The following is a 21290-nucleotide window of genomic DNA, read 5'->3' as shown; positions in this document are numbered from 1 at the left end:
TTCACATGTCACAGTTTTCTTTTGCCAATGCCCTGCTTTCATGGTTTGACGTTCATGGCCGCCATGATTTGCCCTGGCAAGTCGCGGACGACCCCTACAAAGTCTGGGTCTCAGAAATTATGTTGCAGCAAACTCAAGTGAAAACCGTGCTGCAATATTTCGAGCGTTTTATCGAACGCTTTCCGACGGTAGCATATTTGGGACAGGCCAGTTGGGATGATGTAGCCCCGTATTGGGCCGGTCTGGGTTATTATGCCCGCGCCCGAAACTTGCATAAAGCTGCGGGAATGGTGGCTCGTCGAGGTCATTTTCCAGCGACATTAGAAGAATGGATCGAGCTTCCCGGAATTGGCCCATCCACTGCCGGGGCACTGATGTCCCTCGGTTTGCGTCAGTACGGCGTAATTATGGATGGCAATGTCAAACGGGTATTGGCACGTTTCTTTGCCATTGAAGATGACCTGTCCAAACCGGTGCATGAACGTGCCATGTGGCAACTGGCAGAACAGTTGTGCCCGGTTGAGCGCAATCATGACTATACCCAGGCGATTATGGATTTGGGAGCAACCATCTGTACGCCGAAAAAACCCTTGTGTTTATATTGCCCGATGCAGCAGCACTGCAAGGCCCATCAACAGGGACTGGAAACTGAGCTGCCGTTTAAAAAAGCCAAAAAACCTGTTCCGGTAAAATCAGCACAAGTTTTGCTAATTCAGTCTCATGATCAATGGTTATGGCAACAACGCCCCAATAGTGGCTTATGGGGTGGTTTGTGGTGCCTGCCGATTATTGAAAATCCTGCCGAATTTGAACAACTGTGCCAATCTTTAGGTTTAAAAAAAGTGATTCAACGGACGCAAATCATGCATAGTTTTACTCACTTTACCTGGCAACTGGAAGCCCTCTGCTTTGCAGTCGATCCTGACCAGCAGGAACATCTGGCAATCGAACTGAATGGCACATGGTTAGCCCCCCAAAGTGCAACGGCTATGGGGCTGCCCACCGCAATGAAAAAATTGATCTCTGCATTAAATTTATGAGATAGTCAGGCACTGTAGTTCGAATAATTTCATATAGATTAGAATGAAAAAAGGATGAACAGTGCTACGTTTTATTTCAGCCTTATTCTTGGGTTTTAGCATTTTGTGGATTGCGGCATGTACCTCGACGCCGCAAAAACCGTCCTCTACCCCGCTCCCACCGGCTCAGGTGCAAAAGCTGAAAAGTATGCAACTGAAATCATCATTGCCTATACCGGTAAAAAATATCAAAGCCAGACAGTTAAAGGATACTTGGGGAGCTTCGCGTAGTCATGGCCGTACCCATGAAGGCATCGATATTATGGCTCCACGTGGAACAAAAGTATTGAGTGCCACAGAAGGCCTCATTGCCGACTTACGCAATAACAATTTGGGTGGTAAAGTGGTTTGGATTCTGGGACCCGGTGGAAGCTGGCATTACTATGCCCATCTAGATGATCATAAACGCGGCTTAAATGTCGGCGATTATGTCAAAAAAGGTGATCTGATTGGTTATGTTGGCAATACCGGTAATGCACGTCATACGGCACCGCATTTACACTATGCTATTTACCTGGAGGGTAAGGGTCGTGGTGTGGTGAATCCCTATCCTTATTTACGTTAATTTTTAGGAATTATTCATGTCAGAAGCGTTGATCAATCGTTTGGTCGAATTTGCTGAATCAGGCAATCAACAAAAAATTGTGTTGGCAGGAGAAACCCACCAAGGCTGGGTGATGGAAATTACCGAAGAGGCGCTTTTGATCAGTACCGGTTTTGCAGAAAAAGCCGGCAAAGACATGTGGATTCAATTCGCGGACTTACCGCAAGCCGAACTGTATTACTGGGATAACCAGCAAGATCAATGGACTGAATTCAAGCTTTAAACCTGGTCAGGAGCATCAAAAATGTCGGTTCAACGCTGTGCTTGGTGCTCGAATGATTCACTGTATATGGCCTACCATGATCATGAGTGGGGCAAAGCCAGTCATGATGAGGCGCATTTATTTGAAATGCTGTGTCTGGAAGGACAGCAGGCCGGTCTGTCCTGGATTACCGTACTGAAAAAACGTGACTGCTATCGGCAGCATTTCTTTCAATACCCGATTGCCAAGATCGCCCAGTTCAGTGATGCAGAACTGGAAAATAAACTCCAGGATGCCGGCCTGATCCGACACATCGGCAAACTCAAAGCCATTCGTGATAATGCCATGGCCTGGCAGCATTTAAGCCAAGAACTAAAACCACAACAGATCAATGTTTGCAACTGGTTATGGAGCTTTGTTCAACATCAGATCCTACACAATGATGTGCCGGATTATCGTCAGGCACCGGTCCAAACAGATATTAGCCTTGCACTATCCAAAGCCTTAAAAAAGAAAGGCTTTAAATTTGTTGGACCCACTACCTGCTATGCTTTTATGCAGGCTGTCGGTATGGTCGATGACCATGAAAATAATTGTACTTTTAAATCAACTTAACACGTGACTATAACCATAAAAGGATTCCGCCATGAATGACAATCTCATCCATGCTTATGCAGCCTTAAAGGCCGGTGCAGCACTTGAACCCTATCAGTTTGATGCCGGAGAACTCCAGCCGCATCAGGTGGAAGTCAAAGTCGAATATTGTGGTTTATGCCATTCCGATATTTCAGTAATCAATAATGACTGGAAATCTTCAGTTTATCCCGTGGTGGCCGGACATGAAATTATTGGCACTATCATTCAGTTGGGTTCAGAAGCCAAAGGCCTGAAAGTGGGACAACGTGTGGGCATCGGCTGGACTGCTGAGAGTTGTCAATATTGCGATCCCTGTATATCAGGTCAGCAAGTCCTGTGTAGCGGTGAAAAAAAAGCGACCATTGTGGGTCATGCCGGTGGTTTTGCCGATAAAGTCCGTGCAGGCTGGCAATGGGTGATTCCCCTGCCCGAAGATCTGGATCCGGAAAGTGCCGGTCCGCTGCTCTGTGGCGGGATTACCGTATTTGATCCGATTTTAAAACACCAGATTCAGGCCATTCATCATGTGGGTGTGATTGGGATTGGCGGTTTAGGGCATATGGCAATCAAACTGCTAAAAGCTTGGGGCTGTGAAATTACCGCATTCACGTCTAACTTAGATAAAACTGAAGAACTGAAAGCCATGGGTGCAGACCATGTGGTGAATAGCCGTGATACAGCCGCATTAAAAGCTCAACGTGGTAAATTCGATTTGCTACTCAGTACCGTCAATGTCACTCTGGACTGGTCTGCCTATTTAACCACACTGGCTCCAAACGGTACGGTACATATGCTGGGTCTGGTACTTGAACCGATGCAGATCTCTGCCGGCATGCTGATTGGCGGCGCAAAATCGGTTACCGGTTCACCTACTGGCTCGCCTGCTGCATTGCGTCAGTTACTGAAATTTGCTGCGCGGAAAAATATTGCCCCGCAAATTGAAGTTTTTCCAATGTCACAACTGAATGAAGCGATTGAACGTCTGCATTCGGGTCAGGCCCGTTACCGGATTGTGTTAAAAGCTGACTTCTAATTTTTATGTGATTCGGCTGAAATGAACTACTCGCAGCTAAAGCAACTAGTTTCTGAAAACAACCTAGGTTGTCATCATCTCTTTTGACGTTTCATCGACAATGCGATTAGGGTTTTTAGCCTTAATCGTCTTACGACTGCCTCCACGCCCACTAGAGGAAGATAATAAATCCTCCTCCAACACCGTTCCAGTGTATATAATTAATTTTATAGCTCTGCTTTTTATCACTTTCGATGCGTTTTTATCCGCATTATCAGTATGACCACAACTCACGCATTTAAACTTGTCTTGAGTTTTGCGATTGTCGGGATGAGTGTGACCGCACGAAGCACACTCCTGACTGGTGTAAGCTGCTCTAATCTTAAATACCGCTTTTCCTAGATGCTTGGCTTTGTATTTCACATACGTTTCTAGCATATACCAACCAACATTCAGGATTGCTTTATTTAATCCTGCTTTCGCCTTTGCCTTATTTGGGATAAATCGACCTGATTCATCTTTTTTCGGCTTGGGCTTTTTCGTCATTTTTTGAGTATTGAGTTTCTCAAAAATAAAGACCTTATTCTTTTCATTATTAACTAAGCTATAACTAGTCTTGTGGTTGAAATCATTTCGGATATTGGCTTTCTTTGCATGATGGACCGCAATACGATGTTTGGTTTTGGCTCTACGGTTTGAGCCTTTTTGCTGTTTAGAGAGTTTGCGCTGCAAGCGTTTAATATAACGCTCAGCTTTGGATAAATGATTCTTTTGTTCTTTACTGAAATCAAATTCTTGATCAGGAGTACAAACAGGAATAGTTACACCACGGTCAATCCCCACCACTACGTTATTAAGCTGTTCCTGAGTAAAACGTTGCAAATGATCTAAATGTTCATCTAGTTTAATCTCATCAATGATAACCGAATCTTTATAGCAGAAAGATACAAAGTATTGTCCACGCTCCTTGCGAATATACAAAGAAGTAGGCTCTTTAAAGTCAGTATGCGCTTTAAATTTCAGGTAGCCAATATTAAACTTTTTACCGCCAATTTGCAGTCGAACCTTACCAAACTGATCTTTCTCAAAGCTAAACAAATCACGAGTGAGGTAGATACTGCCTTTATCGGTTTTAGCTTTGCGTTTTGGTCGGCCACAAACACCATTGATAGACTTTTTAAGAGTGTTGTACCAATTCACAGTCGAATTTTTAAGGATGGTTCCTGGGCATTGAGCAAGCCATGGTGTGAGTTCTTTGGATCTAAACTGAGCGTACTTCTGATCTTGAGTTGAGTAATACGCTTTGAAAGGGAAAAACTTGCTTGCGAATTTCCTAAAATACTTATCTTCATCACATTTAGCATTCCAGATTAATCTCGCACACCCCATCCACTGGCTCAGAATAAGCTTCTGCTCCTGAGTTGGGTATGCTCGAAATTTAACGCCTGAAATCATCAGTAAATTCACTATTTAGATGCTGGAATTTTATACTATTTTAGACTAAAAATAAAGCCAAAAATATGAAAAAAATTATTTATATTAGATACTTAATACAAATTAATATTTAAAAACTCTAGTGGCTTGACTCACCCTTAAAAGAGCGAGAATGCACCACTAAATTTGTTCAAATTTCATTAGATACGATGAGGCAAAAATTCCGCATAGTGCGGAATTTTTTTCGTTTTGTTAATAGCGCAATGCTTCAGGCAGCAGCGGAATACTTGAGGGTTTGGCAAGTTCTGTCTTCATCTTTTGCAGCATCTGATAAGGTTGCTGCTGTACAAACATATTCACAAAAGTTAAAGGAATGGAACCTTCAGGATTGGCATAACCATAAGTTGAAACCTTGACTTTATTATTGGCTAATTTCTGAAAGGTCCAATCACCTTCATAATGGGTTAAACGAATATAATCCGGATTTTTGGCATAAGCTTTATCAACCGCTTTATTCTTGATCGTGATGATGCCTTGAGCATCTTTTATCATTTTACCTTGTACCACCAAATCACGGTCTTTCAGCGGAAAAGGAAAATCCAGCACCATATACAATAAAAATTCGCCTTTTTTATCATCGCGCGATAGTACTTTCACGCTGCCCATATACGGTACCCATTTCACCGCATGGTCGACATCCAGAATCAGCCCCACTGCTTTTTCGAAAGATGTATCATAAGTGGTTTCGGCTTTGTATAAAAATACCGGATTTTGGCTGTTCTGGTAGGTCCAGACTTTAATATTATTCTTGTGAATACTGAGCTTGGCATTATCGACAGGTTTAGCCTGTGCAGCAGCCAAACAGGCTACGGCACAAGCCATCAAGATCACTTTTTTCATTCCGTTGAGCTTCTTATTTTAATTTTGTTGTATTGTTATAAATGATTTTGACGATTTTTTATACCTGAATATCGTTAAAACCCAGTACGTCTTTCATATCATATTTGCATGCTTCGCGACCCACGACCCATGCTGCGGCACGAACGGCCCCTGCGGCAAAGTTCATACGGTTGGTGGCTTTATGGGTAATTTCCACACGTTCGCCTTCACCAATAAACATCACTGTGTGTTCACCGACGATGTCACCACCACGAATCGTTTCAAAACCAATGGTTTGACGATCACGCGGGCCAGTATGACCTTCACGGCCATACACCGCGACTTCTTTTAAGTTACGGCCTAAAGTATCGGCAATGGCTTCGCCCATCATCAGTGCTGTACCTGACGGTGCATCGACCTTATGACGGTGATGTGCTTCGATCACTTCAATATCGACTGTATCACCAAACACTTTAGATGCCAGTTCTAACAGTTTAATGGAAACATTCACGCCAACCGAATAGTTGGCAGCATAAACAACAGGAGTTTGCGTTGCGCTGTCATCCAGATAGGCTTTTTGTTCATCATTCATGCCAGTGGTACCAATCACAATTGCCACCCCTGCTTCACGGCATAATTTTAAATGCTGAGCAGTTGCAACTGGTGCAGTAAAATCAATCACCACGTCACAGTCTTGCAAAACTTCTTGCAGACTACCTACCACTTTTACACCCACAGCACCAATACCGGCAAGCTCACCTGCATCTGCACCAATCAGGCTGCTTTCAGGGCGTTCAACTGCTGCTGCAAGCTGGTAACCTGCTTCTTTAACGGCCTGAATAAGGATGCGTCCCATACGACCGCCTGCACCCAATACACCAATGCGTGGAGCTGCTGACATAACATATTCCCAATGTTGATTTTAAATTGTTCTTACTATATCAAAACTATGTACCGAGACTAAGTTTCAGCCTGAAATTTTTTATTTAAAAAGAAACCGGTCATGATGAATGTTTATGCCAAAGCACGATGTAATGGCTCAACCCCGACCGGTTGCTGTATTGAAAGTTCAGCATTAAAAATAAATGATTTTGCTGCTGATTTTCATCTCCCTGTAAACATCTCTGCGCAGACTACGCAACACGAGTGATCAAAAGATGAATTATAAGGAAATCAACATGCATTCGAAAAAAATCGCATTAACCGTTTTTATGGCAACCATCGTCAGCACAGCGTGGGCAGAACCGGCAATCCAAGCGGGAGATACTTTGGAAAGCTTATCACAAGTCAAAATAAATATTCGTACCCATAGCTCTACACCGGCTCAAGCTGAAACTAATCCGGCAGCGACCAAGCAAGAACCGGCTGGCGAAGCAGCAACGCAATCGGTAGATGTCGAAGCTATTGACAAACCAATCATCGAATAAGCGCTTATAAAAAAAGGGGGGAATATTCAATATTCCCCCCTTTTTTTAAACTGTGTCTGAAATTAATCAAACAGACCGAAGAACGATTTTTTCTTAGGCGATGATTTGCTGTCCTCACCATCCATCGTTTCTTGCAATTCTTTTAACAGCTCACGTTGACGCGCAGTCAAATTCACCGGAGTTTCGACCACTACGCGGCAAAGCAAGTCACCCTGCATGCTGGTACGTACCGGTTTAACCCCTTTACCACGCAAGCGGAACAGTTTGCCGGTTTGAGTTCCCTCAGGAATTTTCAGGCTGACACGGCCATCCAGGGTTGGAATCTGGATTTCTTTACCCAATGCAGCATCGGCAATAGATACCGGCACATCCATATACAGGTCGGCACCGTCACGCTGGAAGATGTCATGCTCGCGCACCACCACTTCAACATATAAGTCACCAGACTGGCCGTCACGAATCGCTTCACCCTTACCGGTTAAACGTACGCGGTCGCCATTGTCCACACCAGCAGGAATAGTCACTTCAAGGGTTTGCTGACGGTTTTTTACACCAGAACCATGACAGGTATTACATGGGTTCTTGATGATTTTACCCTGACCGCGACAGGTGCTACAAGTTTGCTGAACAGAGAAGAAACCTTGCTGCATACGCACTTGACCTGTACCATGACAGGTTTTACAGGTTTCAACATCGTTCGGATTTTTAGAGCCTTTACCATCACAGTCCTCACACGGTGCAGGTGCAGTAAAAGTAATGGTTTTTTTCACGCCTTTGACCGCTTCTTCAAGGGTCAATTCCATCACGTAACGCAGGTCTGATCCGCGACGTGCACGTTGCTGACCACGGCCACCACCGCCACCAAATGCGCCACCAAAGATGTCGCCAAACTGACTAAAAATGTCTTCAGTGCTGAAACCACCACCGAAGCCACCACCACCCATGCCGCCTTCAAAGGCATTGTGCCCCATACGGTCATACATGCTGCGTTTTTCACTGTCGGATAAAATTTCATAAGCTTCGGCAGCTTCTTTAAATTTTTCTTCAGCTTCAGGGTTGTCCGGGTTACGGTCTGGATGATATTTCATCGCCAACTTACGGTAGGCTTTTTTAATTTCATCATCACTAGCGGTTTTAGCGACGCCCAAAACCTCATAATAATCACGTTTAGCCATGTCTGGCGATGCTCCTCACGGAATTTTATTTAATACTTAACTGTGGTGTGAAATTGGGGACAGAAACAAATTTTACAAGGGAAAGAGGGGAAAAAAATTTACTCGGATTAGAAAACGGCTTTATTTTTGAAAAACCGGGAGATTCCTTTCAGCCAGGCATTCAACAGGAATAAGAAGGCAATCATGGCGAAAACCACGCCTGCAACGGTACAACCTTTTACCCAAACTGCACTATCCCAATAAAAGAAAATCAGCGGAATAAACCAGAGTGCTGCAAAACATACCAAAATCATATAAATCACAATATTACGCATGATCCAGAGGGCTTGGGCTTCAAGCCAGACCTCCACTTCATCCACTTGTGTAACTTTACGCGCAAACCAATAAGCAAATATGCCACTAATCACAGTAAATAACGCGAAAAACATCAAGACATAGGAAATCGCAACGGAACGGCGAAGTCGGCTTAAGTTGTCTTGCTTCATGTGCGTTTCAACCCCATTTACCGCATGTTTAGAGTTTTAATATGCAGTAAATTGCTTGATAAAAATGTATACAAATATTAGGTGCTACTATATTGAAGTTTTCAACATTTCGCACCTGATTATTGTCAAAAAATTACTCCGTTTGGCTATTTTTTTTCACTTTAAACCATTGTGCATACAATGCCGGTAAAAAGAACAGCGTCAACAGGGTCGCCACAATCAAGCCCCCCATAATCGCCACCGCCATCGGACCAAAGAAAATACTGCGGGAGAGTGGAATCATCGCCAATACTGCGGCCAGGGCGGTCAGCACAATCGGGCGGCAACGACGTACGGTTGCATCGATAATGGCATTCCAGGGATCATGTCCAGCCTGAATGTCCTGTTCAATCTGGTCAATCAGGATTAAAGAATTGCGCATGATCATACCAGAGAGTGCAATGGTTCCCAGCATTGCCACAAAACCAAAGGGTTTATTCAGCAATAATAGAAACAGTACCACCCCAATCAGGCCTAAAGGTGCCGTCAAAAAGACGATAAATGCACGAGACATACTCTTGAGCTGAATCATCAGCAAGGTCATCACCACCGCCAGGAAGAACGGCATACCGGCATTGACTGAGTTTTGTCCACGAGCTGACTCTTCGACCGTACCGCCCACTTCAACCAGATAACCGCTTGGCAATTCGGCCCGTAGCTGATCCATTTTATCGGCAAGTTGCCCGACCACGGTGGCAGGCTGCAACTTGGTCCGAATATCGGCACGTACGGTAATAGTCGGCAAACGGTTACGATGCCAGATCAGGCCATCTTCAAATTTATATTCAATTTTGGCAATTTGTGCCAAAGGTACTGAACCGCCATTGGCAGTCGGTACGGCCAGACTGGACAAAGATTCCACACTGATGCGTTCGTTCTGATCACCACGCAAACGGATTTCAATCAGTTCACGTTTTTCACGATACTGGTTAATCACAGCACCACTGATGGAACTGTTCAGGAATTGTGACAAATCTAAAGTTGATACTCCCATTTGACGGGCGCGATCCTGATCAATATTCAGCTGAATGACCTTACTCGGTTCGCCCCAGTCCAGATGAACATTGGTGGTGTTCGGATTCTCTGCAATGACGGCGGAAACCTTATGTGCCCATTGACGTACCAGATTCAGGTCTTCACCGGAAACGCGATACTGCAATGGATAACCGACAGGCGGACCATTTTCCAACAGCGAGACCCGGGTACGCACATCCGGCAGCAATTTACGGATTTCATGATCTAAAGATTTGCGGATTTCATCGCGGTCATCTAAGGACGAAGCCAAAACCACAAACTGAGCAAAACTGGCTTGTGGCAATTGCTGGTCCAGTGGCAAGTAGAAGCGGGTGGAACCCGTGCCGACATAGGCCACATAATTGTCGATGCCTTGTTTGGTCGACAGGAATTTTTCCACTTTCTTCACGGCATTTTCTGTGGCCGTGAGCGATGCCCCTTCTTCCAGCTTTAAATCGACCAGAATTTCAGCCCGGTTAGACGGCGGGAAAAACTGCTGCGGTACCAGTTTAAACATCAGCACCGACAGCACAAAAATGCCCACCGTAGTTGCAATCACGGTTTTACGGTAGCTAATACACTGACTCACCCAACCTCTAAATTTTTGATAAAACTTGGTTTGATAAGGATCATGATGCTCACCGGCATGATACACGACCGGCTGAGGTTCCGGCTGCTTGCGCAAGCGCGCCCATAAACGCTGATACCACGGCGCTTTTTGGATCAGATCTTTATTAAAATCTGGCAGTAACTTATCTCCCAAATATGGGACAAAAAGCACTGCCGCAAACCATGACACTACCAAGGCAATAGTCACCACCTGGAAAATGGAACGGGTATATTCACCGGTACTGGAGGCTGCAGTGGCAATCGGCAAAAAGCCGGCTGCGGTAATCAAGGTACCGGTCAGCATTGGAAAAGCCGTGGTTTTCCAGGCAAACCCAGCGGCTTCCAGCCGGCTATAGCCCTGCTCCATTTTCACGGCCATCATTTCAATCGCGATAATGGCGTCATCCACCAATAAACCCAGCGCCAGAATTAAAGCGCCCAGTGAAATTTTATGCAGTCCGACATCGAATAGATTCATGCCGGCAAAGGTCATGGCCAGCACCAGTGGAATGGAAAATGCCACCACCAGACCGGTACGAAAACCCAGGGAAAAGAAGCTGACCAGCAGGACAATAATCACTGCTTCTGCCAGCACTTTCATGAATTCATTGACGCTGCGTTTCACCGCAACCGGTTGGTCGGAAACTTTTTTTAGCTGCATGCCCAAGGGCAAAGATTTTTGCAAATGGGCAAATTCAGCCTCTAAATTTTTACCCAAAGCCAGAATGTCGCCACCTTTGCGCATGGATACGGCAATGCCAATCCCATTTTCGCCCATAAAACGCATGCGTGGCTGGGCCGGCTCGCTAAAGCCACGATAAATGTCCGCAACATCGCCCAGCTGAATGGTTTTTCCTGCCACCAACAGGGGCATTTGTTTAAGTTCATCAATACTTTTTAATTGACCACTGACCCGCATCTGAATGCGGTCGCTGCCGGTTTCAAAAAAGCCGGCACTGGCCACGGTATTTTGTTGTTGCAGGGCTTGCTGAATGGCTGTGACCGGAATGCCGAGCTGTACCGCTTTGGTATTAGACAGTTCAATCCAGATTTTCTGGTCTTGCAGCCCCACCAGATTGACCTTGCCGACATCCTTGACCCGTTGCAGTTGCAGTTGCAGACGGTCGGCATATTCCTTCAATATGGCATAGTCATAATCTTTACCGGTCAAAACATAGATATTTCCGAAGGTATCGCCAAATTCATCATTAAAAAACGGCCCCTGCACCCCACTCGGCAATTGATGCTGGATATCGCCCACTTTTTTGCGCACCTGATACCAGACATCGGGAATCTGGTTTGAGCGCAGCGAATCCTTGGCGACAAACGTCACCAGGGATTCACCGGGACGTGAATAGGCCATGATGCGTTCGTAGTTACCGGTACTCATCAACTCCTTTTCGATGCGGTCAGTGACTTGCAAGGACACTTCCTGTGCGGTTGCACCCGGCCAGTAGGTCTGGATGACCATCACCTTAAAGGTAAACGGCGGATCTTCACTTTGGGCCAGTTTGGAATAGGAAACAATGCCGACAATGCCGAGCAGCAGCATGAAATAAAGAATCAAGCCTTTATTTTTCAGGGCCCATTCCGACAGGTTAAAGTTCGAGCCTAAATTCATGATGCAGCTCCTGCCCGAATTTTCACGGCACGATTTTCCCGGTCGATCGGCTGGATTTTCTGTTGTTCACGCAATAAATGCACACCGCCAATCACCACATAATCCTGCGGATTTAGACCGGACAATACCGGCACACTGTCACGACCGTAGGCTCCCAGGTTCACGGCCACCTTATGAATAGTCTGGTCCGGTTTCACCACCCAGACATAGGCCTGCTGACCATTGGCCGAGACACTGGACAACGGCACACTGAGTACATTGTTTTGGCTATTGTTAAAAAATACCCGTGCACTCTGGCCCAGCTGAATGGCAGCATTGCCTTCACGCAAAGCGACTTTGACACTAAAAGTTCGGGACTGATCAGCTGCCGGAGAAATTTCACGCACATAGCCGGCAAATTTATCTTCAGGTTTGGACCATAAAGTGACCCATGCCGTCTGACCGACTTTAATCTCTGAAATGGCCTGTTCCGGCACCCCGATCACCACTTCACGATCACCGGCAATCGCCATCTGATAAGCAGCCTGCCCTGCCGCGACCACCTGCCCCACTTCAATGTTACGCGCGGTAATCACGCCATTTTTATTGGCAATCAGCTGGTTATAACCGGTTTGGTTACTCGTAACCTGATAATTGGACTGCGCCTGTTTCAGCGCGGACATCGCTGACTTATACTGGTTATCCACTGCATCATATTGCGAACGGCTGACCGCATTCATCGGCAGTAATTGCTTAAAGCGCTGCCGTTCATCTGCGGCAATTTTTGCTGCCGATTGGGCACTTTCCAGTTGAGCTTTTGCTGCATTGAGCTGCAGCTGGGCATCTTTCACATCCAGTTTTGCCAGCACCTGCCCCACCTTGACCTGATCGCCCACATCGACATAACGTTCGATAATCTGTCCGCCCACCCGGAAGGCCAAAGCTGTTTGCTGGCGTGCCTGCACATCTCCGGCATAGCTTTTCTGCTCATTATGAGTACTGTTCGGCTGAGTCACCATCACAAATGGAACCTGTTCTGTTTCGGTTGCCTCCGTACTGCAGCCCAATAAAGTCACACTGCAAATAATCATCATGCTGACCAGGGAGGTTTTTACTGCAATCTTTACTGTGCTCATGAGGTTGGCTCTTATCTCAAAATGTTTTTTAAGGCAAAATAAGCATTATCTTAAACTGATCGTTTTTTAATTAATATACTTACCGGTACATTAATTGGGAATCGAGGGTCAATCAATGACCTTTTTCATTTTTTTGGAAAAAATTGTGCAAATAAATGTGGGTCGCCCCAAAGACTTAGAAAAACGTCAGCGCATTTTAACTGCAGCAAAAAGCTTATTTTTAAGGTGTGGCTACCATGGTTCCAGCATGAACCAGATTGCCCAGGAAGCAGGTGTCACCAAACTGACGGTCTACAATCACTTTCAGGATAAAGCCAATTTATTTGTTTGTGCCATTGTTGCCACATGCGAAGAATTACTCAGTGCTCGCCCCTTAAACCTGCAAGCCGACAGTAATTTTTATCAAGAATTTGTGCATGCCTGTGAGCTGGCCCTCAATATCACCAATTTGCCTGAAGCCATCAAACTGGAACGCTTATTGGTAGAACTGGCGGCGGAACAAAATCCACTGGCACAGACATTTTATAATGCCTGCCATCTGCGTATGAATGCACTGTGGGAAAACTTTTTTCAGCAGGCTATCGAATTGGGCTTTATTCAGCCAGAAACATTAAAAAACCTGACCTTACTGATCCTTTCTTTACTGTTGGGTCTGCGCCATCATGAAGTGCTGCTTGGGGTGCGGGAAGTTCCAACTGCTGAAGAGAAACAGCAGATTATCTTGAACAGTATTGAAATCTTTATGCTGAAATATCAGAAAAAACCTTAAAATCTGTAATTCCATTTTCCTGACTGCACCAACGGCAACTCAATTGCTAGTTTTAGCAGCAAAAAATTACCGACTTTTGTCTGCCCCCTACTTGGAATGTCATCGAATCGGGGTATATTCAAAGGAGTAGCCTAGGAGAATGAAAAAAAATGATTCAACAAATTGATGCTCCACTGCGTGAGGATGTACGCTTACTTGGGAACTTACTGGGAGAAACCCTCAAGGAACATGCGGGACAAGATTTGTTTAATCAGGTGGAGCAGATTCGTGCCCTGTCCAAAGGTGCACGTGATGGGCAGGTAGAAGCCGAAAAACAGCTTGAACAACTATTCCTGAGTCTGGAAGATGATGAGATTCTTCCACTTACCCGTGCATTCACCCACTTTCTGAATTTTGCCAATATTGCCGAACAGTATAATGTAGTACGCAGTCGCCGTAAGAGTGAATTCGATGAACATGCCCCCTCTCCCAATCCGCTCGATCATCTGTTCCAGAAATTTAAAGATCACGAAATTTCAGCCGACACGCTATTCAAGCAAATCTGTGAACTGAAAATTGAACTGGTGTTGACTGCACATCCGACTGAAGTCAGCCGTCGTACCTTAATTCAAAAATATGATGATATTAATGACTGCCTGTTTAAGTCTGATCAACAAAAACTGACCCCACGTGAACGCAAAGCCGTACTGCAAGAACTCAAACAACTGATTTGTTCCGCCTGGCAGACTGATGAAATCCGCCAGCACCGGCCAACCCCAGTCGATGAAGCGAAATGGGGCTTTACCACTATTGAACAAACCCTATGGAATGCCATTCCCAAATTCATCCGCGAACTGGATGAAATGGTTGAAGATCACTGTGGCCAGCGTTTACCTTTAACCGTTGCACCAGTGCGTTTTGCCTCATGGATGGGCGGTGACCGTGACGGCAACCCGAATGTGACGCATAACATTACCCAGGAAGTGCTCTGGCTGTCGCGCTGGAAAGCGGCTGATTTATATCTGCGTGATATGGAAGACCTGCGCTGGGAACTGTCGATTCAAAACTGCAGCGATGAACTGATGCAGGCACTGGGCCATAGCCACCCCGAACCCTACCGTGAATATCTGCGCGATACCCGCGAACGCCTCAAAGCCACCCGTCACTGGCTGGCGCAAAAACTGCAAGGGCAAGATGCAGATGATAGCCATGTCATTAAAAGCAAAGATGAATTATTACAGCCTTTATTGCTGTGCTACCGTTCATTGATTGCCTGCAACCTGCCGGAAATTGCCAATGGCAAATTGCTGGACTTTATCCATCGCGTCAACTGTTTTGGCATTGAACTGCTGAAACTGGATATCCGTCAGGAATCCGGTCGTCATCGTCAGGCTATTTCTGCCATTACTGAATATCTGGGTTTGGGCAATTTTGAAACCTGGACCGAACAGGCGCGCCAAAACTTCCTGTTGCAGGAATTACAAAGCAAACGTCCGTTGTTGCCTAAACATCTGAATGAGCCTAAACAAAGCCTGATTGAACATCCGGATGTGCAGGAAGTGTTTGCCACCATGCGCACGCTGGCCGAACAACCGGAAGAAAGTCTGGGTGCGTATATTATTTCCATGGCGGAATATCCAAGTGATGTTTTGGCAGTGTTATTGCTGCAAAAAGAAGCCGGCATCAAGCATCCACTTCGTGTAGTTCCGCTGTTTGAAACCCTGAAAGATCTGGACGGTGCAGCCAGTACCATGAATACCCTGTTTAATATGCATTGGTACAAACAGCATATTCAGGGCAAGCACGAGGTGATGATTGGCTATTCCGACTCAGCCAAAGATGCCGGATTTATGTCTGCCAACTGGGCGCAATACCGTGCGCAGGAAGAACTGACTGCCATTGCAAAAAAACATGCAGTACAACTCACCCTGTTCCATGGCCGTGGCGGTTCCATCAGCCGCGGGGGTGCTCCGACCCAGCAAGCACTGTTTTCACAACCGCCAGGCTCGATTTCCGGTGCTATTCGCGTGACCGAACAAGGGGAAATGATCCGCTTCAAGTTTGGTCTGGAAGGCATTGCCTTACAAAATCTGGAGATTTATACCGCAGCCACTTTAGAGGCAACCTTATTGCCACCACCGGTGCCTAAGGATGAATGGCGTGAACTGATGCATAGCATGACCGATTTGTCGGTACAGGTGTATCGTCAAACCGTGCGTGAAAATCCACATTTTGTAAAATACCTGCGTACGGTTACACCGGAACTAGAATTGCAAATGTTGCCACTCGGTTCACGCCCGGCAAAACGCAAGGTCAGTGGTGGGATTGAATCCTTACGTGCCATTCCCTGGGTCTTTGCATGGACCCAAATCCGTCTGATGCTTCCAGCCTGGCTGGGCACTGGAGCAGCCATTAACCAGGTGATTCATCAAGGGCAAAAACCACTGCTGGATGAGATGCTGCAACAATGGCCATATTTCCAGACCCTGATTGACATGCTGGAAATGGTATTGTCCAAAGCAGATAGTAATGTCGCCTTATATTACGAATCACATTTGACCGAAGATGAAGACTTAAAAGTCCTGGGCAATGAACTGCGTCAGCGCTTAAAAGATGCGGTACAAACCTTGCTGGCGCTGAAAGGCGAATCCAAACTGCTCAGCAGCAATGAAGTGCTGGATCAATCTATGCGGGTACGCAAACCGTATTTGTTGCCGCTGCATTTACTCCAGGCGGAACTGATGAAACGCCGTCGTCGCTATCTGGCAGAACGTCAGGCAGAACATACCCCAGTCGATCATGCCTTAATGGTGAGTATTGCCGGGATTGCAGCCGGATTGCGTAATACCGGTTAAATTCTGATTTCCCATAGAAAAAGCACATTCCTGCAATGTGCTTTTTTTAACCTTATGGTCAAAAGTTTCCCATTATTTTTTATAAATAAAACAAAAAATATTTATGAATTTATCAACCCATCTTCATACCTATTAACTATTGATTTAGCGTTATTTTTAATTATTAAATTTTTTATCACATGGTAAAAATATTTGAAAAGTCATGGTATTAGTATAAATAAAATTTTGTTTCAATGATTAAATCTTCCAAAAAAGAAGCGTATGATGTGCACAATTTGTTTTTAGAGTGCTCAAAAAATGTCCAATTGGTTTCCCAAATGGCGCCCGTACGAAGGCAGTATCGATGCACGTCCTGTCGGTACCAATGAATACCTTCCACCTGCACAAAGTGTAGTTTTGGGTGTACAACATGCTTTTGCCATGTTTGGGGCGACTGTACTTGCGCCCTTCCTGATGGGCTTTGATCCTAATCTGGCTATTTTAATGTCAGGCATCTGTACCATCCTGTTTTTCCTGATGACCGGGGGACGTGTGCCGAGTTATCTGGGTTCCAGCTTTGCCTTTATTGGGGTGGTCATTGCAGCAACGGGTTATGCCGCTTCGGGTACGGGTGCACCCAATACCAATCTGGCCCTAGCCGCTGGTGGTATTATGGCCTGCGGTATTCTGTATGCCATTTTTGGTTTTATTGTGATGGCAACCGGAACCAAATGGATTGAAAAACTCATGCCCCCTGTAGTGACTGGTGCTGTGGTCATGATCATCGGCCTGAATTTGGCACCGGTGACTGTTAAAGGCGTAGCAGGGAATAACTTCAATATGTGGATGTCACTGGTCACCGTGATGTGCATGGGTTCTATTGCAGTATTTACCAAAGGCCTGCTGCAACGTCTGCTGTTATTGATCGGTTTATTACTGGCTTACTTAATTTATTATATTGTTTCCAATGTGATGGGACATGGCACACCCATTAATTTTGCTCCAATTCAACAGGCAGACTGGTTTGGTATTCCTACCTTCCACTCACCGGTATTCGATGCCAATGCCATGCTAATTATTGCGCCGATTGCCTTGATTTTAGTGGCTGAAAACCTGGGGCATATCAAAGCAGTGGGTGCCATGACCGGTGAAAACCTTGATCCGCATATTGGTAAAGCCTTTGTTGCCGATGGTCTTGCAACCACTTTATCAGGTGGTGTCGGTGCTCCGGGGATGACGACTTATGGTGAAAATATTGGCGTGATGGCGGTGACTCGTGTCTATTCCACCATCATTTTTGTTTTTGCCGGTATCTTTGCGGTTTTCTTGGGACTTTCACCAAAATTTGGTGCCATTATCCATACCATTCCGACTGCTATCTTAACTGGTGCATCGATTGTGGTCTTCGGTTTAATTACCATTGCCGGGGCAAAAATCTGGATTGAAAACAAGGTTGATTTCTCTAAAAACAAAAACCTGATGGTGGCTGCGGTGACCATTATTTTAGGCACCGGTGACTTTGCCCTGCAATTCGGCAGCTTTAATTTGGGTGGTATTGGTACCGCTACGTTTGCAGCCTTAATTCTGAACTGGTTCTTTAGCCTGGGCGATAAATCTTGACATTCTTCCACCACCTACGCTTTCGCTAGGTGGGGGATTCCTACTGCTAGACGCTTATGCCCAAGCGCAAGTATGTTCTTAGCGAAATTTAAATAAAATTAAGGACGAAATTCTCGCAATTCGCGCTGAATAAAACGTTGGATCATTTCCCGATATAAATGTTCCACCAGATCAGGATCGGTTCCCAAATCTAGTGCTTGTGCACGTACTTTCTGAATGACCTGCTCGACCCGTTCCGGAGATTGTACGTCCTGTACAGTACGCTTAAAACGCGTAGCCTGATCGACATAAAACTGACGGGTAGCTATCATCTCAATGAGTGCGGTATCAATTGCATCAATCTGTGCACGGGCCTGTTCTAAAGACTCACATTTCTCTTTCTTCATCTTTGCTATCATCATTTTCACTTTTATATTGGTCTTCTAAAACATTACTAAAAATACTTTCGATCATCCAGACCCGGTACAAACTATTAAACACATAACTTTGACCATCAATGCGCAGTTCGAGCACAGGAAAATCGGGCTGAGACTTCATTTCACAGAGTATGTCATTTTCTTTTAATTTGGCAGCAATATCTTCAGTGCTCAGTTCATTGATCTCTAAATCACGCTTGATCTGGTCAAAATGTGCCCTAAATGACAAGTCTTTGCCTTTGGTCCAGACTGCCTGCAAAATGCTGTACATGGCTTCCACACGCTGCTCTTCAGGCACGCTATAAAACAGTTTCGCTATCTCATAAGTTGCTTGCTGGGTAGGACGGCAAAACGGGGTAAATTTCACTTCGGTACGTTTGGACAAACGTGTCGCCAGCCCCCAGTCAAACAGGTCCCGTCCATGATAAGACAGCGGGTAAACATTGAGGTGAATATTATAAAAATTGGCCAGCTCTTCTTTAATATAGGCCAACAATAGCCAGGAAATCGGGTCTTCCAGGGCAATATATAAATCCAGTTCCGGATCCAGCGCCTGAATTTCATTCAGTTCTTCGGCATCACTAATCAGGTGTTCACGCCATTCAATATGGTTGATCAGGAAGATCGGATTGCCAGTGAGTAGTTTTTGCTGTTTTAAACGGCGGGTCAAACGCAGCAGATCATCCACCGCATGATACTTGCGCTCCCCGAATTCAAAATAGCTGACAAGCACTTCGTCATCATTAAAAATCCGTTCCGGAAAATTTTGCGCTGGATGATGGCGACTAGCCATGGCATGCAAGGTACGCAATTTGCCATACTGTTTTTGCCACAGCATGTGGAACACATCTTCGAGTAAATACAGGAAATCCTGGCCGCGTAAAGGAGTATTGCGAAGGATGGTTTCTGCTTGAGCAATGGCTTCAAGTGGTGGCTGTTCGGGGGTTTCATGAAAACTAAAACGATGCTGTTTGGACAAAATTTTGGCATCGTTGAGGCAGTAATTTTGCCACTCCATTTCTGACATGTTATTGGGAGGTTCTGCCGTTTCACTGGAAATGATCACCTTTAAGGGTTTGATCTCATCACTCAAGATTTCTTCAAGTTCAGGTAACTGCTGTGCAGCCAGATAGCTATAGACATCATCCAGACGCAAGTGGATGGTTAAACCCTGCTCCGTAGATAATTCCACCTGACGAGTTGGCTTTTGATAAAACCAACTCGATCGAAGTGGATCAAACCAACGGCGTAACAGTGACATGAGATCAGCCTCGAAAAAAAACCTTGTGTGCTACAAGAGTTGTTAAATGTTAATTTAAATCTACTTATTTCTATATTATTATATACAAATGAGTAGATATGTTAGTATTGGTGTTGCAGCTAAAACATTGGGCGTTTCCATTCAAACCCTAAGAAGATGGGATGAGGAAGGCACTTTAGTTGCAGATAGAACCCCTAAAAATCACAGACGTTATGATCTAAGTAAAATAACGCCTGAACTTATCCATGATCTTGCTATTCAAAATAATCGAAAAACGATTGCTTATGCAAGAGTATCAAGTCATGACCAAAAGGCTGATCTTGAGCGACAAAAACAAGTTTTAGAAATGTACTGTGCTAAACAAGGCTGGACATTTGAACTCATCAGCGATCTCGGTTCAGGCATGAATTACCATAAAAAGGGTTTAAAGGCTCTTTTAGATGGGATTATTGATAATCAAATTGGTCGTTTGGTTTTAACACATAAAGATCGCTTACTACGCTTTGGTGCTGAGTTGGTTTTTGCTTTATGTGAAGCAAGAAATGTTGAAATTGTGATTATTAATCAAGGCGAAAATCTGAGTTTTGAAGAAGAACTTGCCCAAGATATACTGGAAATTATCACTGTATTCTCTGCAAGATTGTATGGCAGTCGAAGTAAAAAGAATCAAAAGTTAATACAGGCGGTTAAAGAAGTACTATGAGTCGATTTATACGAGGGCATGTCATTGAGTTGATGCCCACCAACAAGCAAGCAAGTCATTTCGCTCAAGCGTGTGGCGTTGCTCGTTTGTCGTATAATTGGGCGTTAAAGGAATGGCAGCGACAATTTGACATACTCCCACCACTTTCGACTAGCTCAAGTGGGGGATTCTAAAAGCAAAGGCTCTTAGGCGACTTCCTCACGGATTTCGCTTGCTTTCTGCTTCGCAGGGCGACCTTTACTGCGTCTTTCCTCCACAGACAAAACGGTATGTCCTACCGCTAAGATGTTACGAGATGCGTTAATATCCGCATTCGCAACATATCCACACGAAACGCACTCAAATTTAGCTTGAGTGGGTCTATTTTCTTTTGCAAT

At 45.1% G+C, this 21290-nt stretch carries 22 protein-coding genes; 12 read left to right on the top strand and 10 right to left on the bottom strand.

Annotated elements, in window-relative coordinates:
- Window positions 1-5 precede the first annotated feature (5 nt).
- The 5 genes from mutY to FTU91_RS10005 all read left to right on the top strand — a co-directional run bounded on the left by mutY (window position 6) and on the right by FTU91_RS10005 (window position 3554).
- Window positions 6-1040: an A/G-specific adenine glycosylase gene (gene mutY, locus FTU91_RS10025; protein ID WP_180082078.1), complete on the top strand. Its 1035-nt coding sequence runs from the start codon at window positions 6-8 to the stop codon at window positions 1038-1040.
- A gap of 61 nt (window positions 1041-1101) precedes the next feature.
- A complete protein-coding gene (locus FTU91_RS10020) occupies window positions 1102-1644 on the top strand; it encodes a M23 family metallopeptidase (RefSeq protein WP_180042686.1) in 543 nt (180 codons plus the stop codon).
- 16 nt (window positions 1645-1660) lie between these two features.
- Window positions 1661-1906 carry a hypothetical protein gene (locus FTU91_RS10015; protein WP_180042687.1) on the top strand — a complete coding sequence of 82 codons (246 nt, stop codon included), beginning with the start codon at window positions 1661-1663 and terminating at the stop codon, window positions 1904-1906.
- A gap of 21 nt (window positions 1907-1927) precedes the next feature.
- Window positions 1928-2500 carry a DNA-3-methyladenine glycosylase I gene (locus FTU91_RS10010; protein ID WP_180082077.1) on the top strand — a complete coding sequence of 191 codons (573 nt, stop codon included), beginning with the start codon at window positions 1928-1930 and terminating at the stop codon, window positions 2498-2500.
- A 31-nt stretch (window positions 2501-2531) separates the two neighbouring features.
- A complete protein-coding gene (locus FTU91_RS10005) occupies window positions 2532-3554 on the top strand; it encodes an NAD(P)-dependent alcohol dehydrogenase (protein ID WP_180082076.1) in 1023 nt (340 codons plus the stop codon).
- Window positions 3555-3617: 63 nt separating this feature from the next.
- On the opposite strand, the gene FTU91_RS10000 is transcribed toward FTU91_RS10005, so the two are convergent.
- The 3 genes from FTU91_RS10000 to dapB all read right to left on the bottom strand — a co-directional run bounded on the left by FTU91_RS10000 (window position 3618) and on the right by dapB (window position 6747).
- Complete coding sequence (locus tag FTU91_RS10000; protein WP_180082075.1) at window positions 3618-4988, bottom strand: RNA-guided endonuclease TnpB family protein; 1371 nt, start codon at window positions 4986-4988, stop codon at window positions 3618-3620.
- Window positions 4989-5219: 231 nt separating this feature from the next.
- Window positions 5220-5867, bottom strand: a complete 648-nt coding sequence (locus FTU91_RS09995) for an START domain-containing protein (protein WP_180082074.1) — start codon at window positions 5865-5867, stop codon at window positions 5220-5222.
- 58 nt (window positions 5868-5925) lie between these two features.
- Entirely contained in the window at window positions 5926-6747 is an 822-nt protein-coding gene (gene dapB, locus FTU91_RS09990; protein WP_086196765.1) for a 4-hydroxy-tetrahydrodipicolinate reductase, read from the bottom strand.
- A 102-nt stretch (window positions 6748-6849) separates the two neighbouring features.
- Between dapB and FTU91_RS09985 the strand changes: the two genes are divergently transcribed.
- Both FTU91_RS09985 and FTU91_RS09980 read left to right on the top strand, forming a co-directional pair.
- On the top strand, window positions 6850-6996 hold the full coding sequence (locus FTU91_RS09985) for a hypothetical protein (protein ID WP_180082073.1): 147 nt from the start codon (window positions 6850-6852) through the stop codon (window positions 6994-6996).
- Window positions 6997-7024: 28 nt separating this feature from the next.
- Window positions 7025-7273: a hypothetical protein gene (locus tag FTU91_RS09980; protein WP_180043872.1), complete on the top strand. Its 249-nt coding sequence runs from the start codon at window positions 7025-7027 to the stop codon at window positions 7271-7273.
- Window positions 7274-7335: 62 nt separating this feature from the next.
- On the opposite strand, the gene dnaJ is transcribed toward FTU91_RS09980, so the two are convergent.
- From dnaJ to FTU91_RS09960, 4 genes are all read right to left on the bottom strand, one after another.
- On the bottom strand, window positions 7336-8448 hold the full coding sequence (gene dnaJ, locus FTU91_RS09975) for a molecular chaperone DnaJ (protein WP_180043870.1): 1113 nt from the start codon (window positions 8446-8448) through the stop codon (window positions 7336-7338).
- A gap of 107 nt (window positions 8449-8555) precedes the next feature.
- Window positions 8556-8933, bottom strand: coding sequence for a hypothetical protein (locus FTU91_RS09970; protein ID WP_086176574.1), 378 nt, complete (start codon window positions 8931-8933; stop codon window positions 8556-8558).
- A 133-nt stretch (window positions 8934-9066) separates the two neighbouring features.
- Entirely contained in the window at window positions 9067-12216 is a 3150-nt protein-coding gene (locus FTU91_RS09965) for an efflux RND transporter permease subunit (RefSeq protein WP_180082072.1), read from the bottom strand.
- Window positions 12213-13331, bottom strand: coding sequence for an efflux RND transporter periplasmic adaptor subunit (locus tag FTU91_RS09960; protein WP_180082071.1), 1119 nt, complete (start codon window positions 13329-13331; stop codon window positions 12213-12215). Before FTU91_RS09960 ends, FTU91_RS09965 begins: the two co-directional genes overlap by 4 nt.
- Window positions 13332-13476: 145 nt before the next feature.
- On the opposite strand from FTU91_RS09960, the gene FTU91_RS09955 reads away from it, so the two are divergent.
- From FTU91_RS09955 to FTU91_RS09945, 3 genes are all read left to right on the top strand, one after another.
- Complete coding sequence (locus FTU91_RS09955) at window positions 13477-14100, top strand: TetR/AcrR family transcriptional regulator (RefSeq protein ID WP_180082070.1); 624 nt, start codon at window positions 13477-13479, stop codon at window positions 14098-14100.
- Between the two features lie 149 nt (window positions 14101-14249).
- On the top strand, window positions 14250-16934 hold the full coding sequence (gene ppc, locus FTU91_RS09950; RefSeq protein WP_180082069.1) for a phosphoenolpyruvate carboxylase: 2685 nt from the start codon (window positions 14250-14252) through the stop codon (window positions 16932-16934).
- 297 nt (window positions 16935-17231) lie between these two features.
- Entirely contained in the window at window positions 17232-18533 is a 1302-nt protein-coding gene (locus FTU91_RS09945; protein ID WP_086196771.1) for a solute carrier family 23 protein, read from the top strand.
- Window positions 18534-18631: 98 nt separating this feature from the next.
- Here FTU91_RS09945 and FTU91_RS09940 read toward each other — a convergent pair whose 3' ends face one another.
- Window positions 18632-18919: a chorismate mutase gene (locus FTU91_RS09940; protein WP_180082068.1), complete on the bottom strand. Its 288-nt coding sequence runs from the start codon at window positions 18917-18919 to the stop codon at window positions 18632-18634.
- A complete protein-coding gene (locus FTU91_RS09935) occupies window positions 18900-20210 on the bottom strand; it encodes a hypothetical protein (protein WP_180082067.1) in 1311 nt (436 codons plus the stop codon). Before FTU91_RS09935 ends, FTU91_RS09940 begins: the two co-directional genes overlap by 20 nt.
- Before the next feature lie 88 nt (window positions 20211-20298).
- Between FTU91_RS09935 and FTU91_RS09930 the strand changes: the two genes are divergently transcribed.
- Both FTU91_RS09930 and FTU91_RS09925 read left to right on the top strand, forming a co-directional pair.
- Entirely contained in the window at window positions 20299-20913 is a 615-nt protein-coding gene (locus FTU91_RS09930) for an IS607 family transposase (RefSeq protein ID WP_086196774.1), read from the top strand.
- Window positions 20910-21086: a helix-turn-helix domain-containing protein gene (locus FTU91_RS09925; RefSeq protein ID WP_257221710.1), complete on the top strand. Its 177-nt coding sequence runs from the start codon at window positions 20910-20912 to the stop codon at window positions 21084-21086. Before FTU91_RS09930 ends, FTU91_RS09925 begins: the two co-directional genes overlap by 4 nt.
- Window positions 21087-21098: 12 nt before the next feature.
- Here FTU91_RS09925 and FTU91_RS09920 read toward each other — a convergent pair.
- Window positions 21099-21290: zinc ribbon domain-containing protein (locus tag FTU91_RS09920; protein ID WP_180082066.1), on the bottom strand; the 192-nt coding region annotated here is incomplete at its 5' end.

This window comes from Acinetobacter sp. YH12201, from assembly GCF_013418145.1.
Lineage (GTDB): Bacteria > Pseudomonadota > Gammaproteobacteria > Pseudomonadales > Moraxellaceae > Acinetobacter.
The sequence above is the reverse complement of the archived record's forward strand: the minus strand, read 5'-3'. Positions and strand labels throughout refer to the sequence as shown.

Coding starts and splice junctions, on each gene's coding strand:
- FTU91_RS09930 (WP_086196774.1), top strand. CDS start 20,299: ATGAGTAGATATGTTAGTATTGGTGTTGCAGCTAAAACATTGGGCGTT.
- dapB (WP_086196765.1), bottom strand. CDS start 6,747: ATGTCAGCAGCTCCACGCATTGGTGTATTGGGTGCAGGCGGTCGTATG.
- FTU91_RS09925 (WP_257221710.1), top strand. CDS start 20,910: ATGAGTCGATTTATACGAGGGCATGTCATTGAGTTGATGCCCACCAAC.
- FTU91_RS09995 (WP_180082074.1), bottom strand. CDS start 5,867: ATGAAAAAAGTGATCTTGATGGCTTGTGCCGTAGCCTGTTTGGCTGCT.
- FTU91_RS09970 (WP_086176574.1), bottom strand. CDS start 8,933: ATGAAGCAAGACAACTTAAGCCGACTTCGCCGTTCCGTTGCGATTTCC.
- FTU91_RS09980 (WP_180043872.1), top strand. CDS start 7,025: ATGCATTCGAAAAAAATCGCATTAACCGTTTTTATGGCAACCATCGTC.
- FTU91_RS10010 (WP_180082077.1), top strand. CDS start 1,928: ATGTCGGTTCAACGCTGTGCTTGGTGCTCGAATGATTCACTGTATATG.
- FTU91_RS09965 (WP_180082072.1), bottom strand. CDS start 12,216: ATGAATTTAGGCTCGAACTTTAACCTGTCGGAATGGGCCCTGAAAAAT.
- FTU91_RS09940 (WP_180082068.1), bottom strand. CDS start 18,919: ATGAAGAAAGAGAAATGTGAGTCTTTAGAACAGGCCCGTGCACAGATT.
- mutY (WP_180082078.1), top strand. CDS start 6: ATGTCACAGTTTTCTTTTGCCAATGCCCTGCTTTCATGGTTTGACGTT.
- ppc (WP_180082069.1), top strand. CDS start 14,250: ATGATTCAACAAATTGATGCTCCACTGCGTGAGGATGTACGCTTACTT.
- FTU91_RS10005 (WP_180082076.1), top strand. CDS start 2,532: ATGAATGACAATCTCATCCATGCTTATGCAGCCTTAAAGGCCGGTGCA.
- FTU91_RS09935 (WP_180082067.1), bottom strand. CDS start 20,210: ATGTCACTGTTACGCCGTTGGTTTGATCCACTTCGATCGAGTTGGTTT.
- FTU91_RS10015 (WP_180042687.1), top strand. CDS start 1,661: ATGTCAGAAGCGTTGATCAATCGTTTGGTCGAATTTGCTGAATCAGGC.
- FTU91_RS09985 (WP_180082073.1), top strand. CDS start 6,850: ATGATGAATGTTTATGCCAAAGCACGATGTAATGGCTCAACCCCGACC.
- dnaJ (WP_180043870.1), bottom strand. CDS start 8,448: ATGGCTAAACGTGATTATTATGAGGTTTTGGGCGTCGCTAAAACCGCT.
- FTU91_RS09945 (WP_086196771.1), top strand. CDS start 17,232: ATGTCCAATTGGTTTCCCAAATGGCGCCCGTACGAAGGCAGTATCGAT.
- FTU91_RS10000 (WP_180082075.1), bottom strand. CDS start 4,988: ATGATTTCAGGCGTTAAATTTCGAGCATACCCAACTCAGGAGCAGAAG.
- FTU91_RS09960 (WP_180082071.1), bottom strand. CDS start 13,331: ATGAGCACAGTAAAGATTGCAGTAAAAACCTCCCTGGTCAGCATGATG.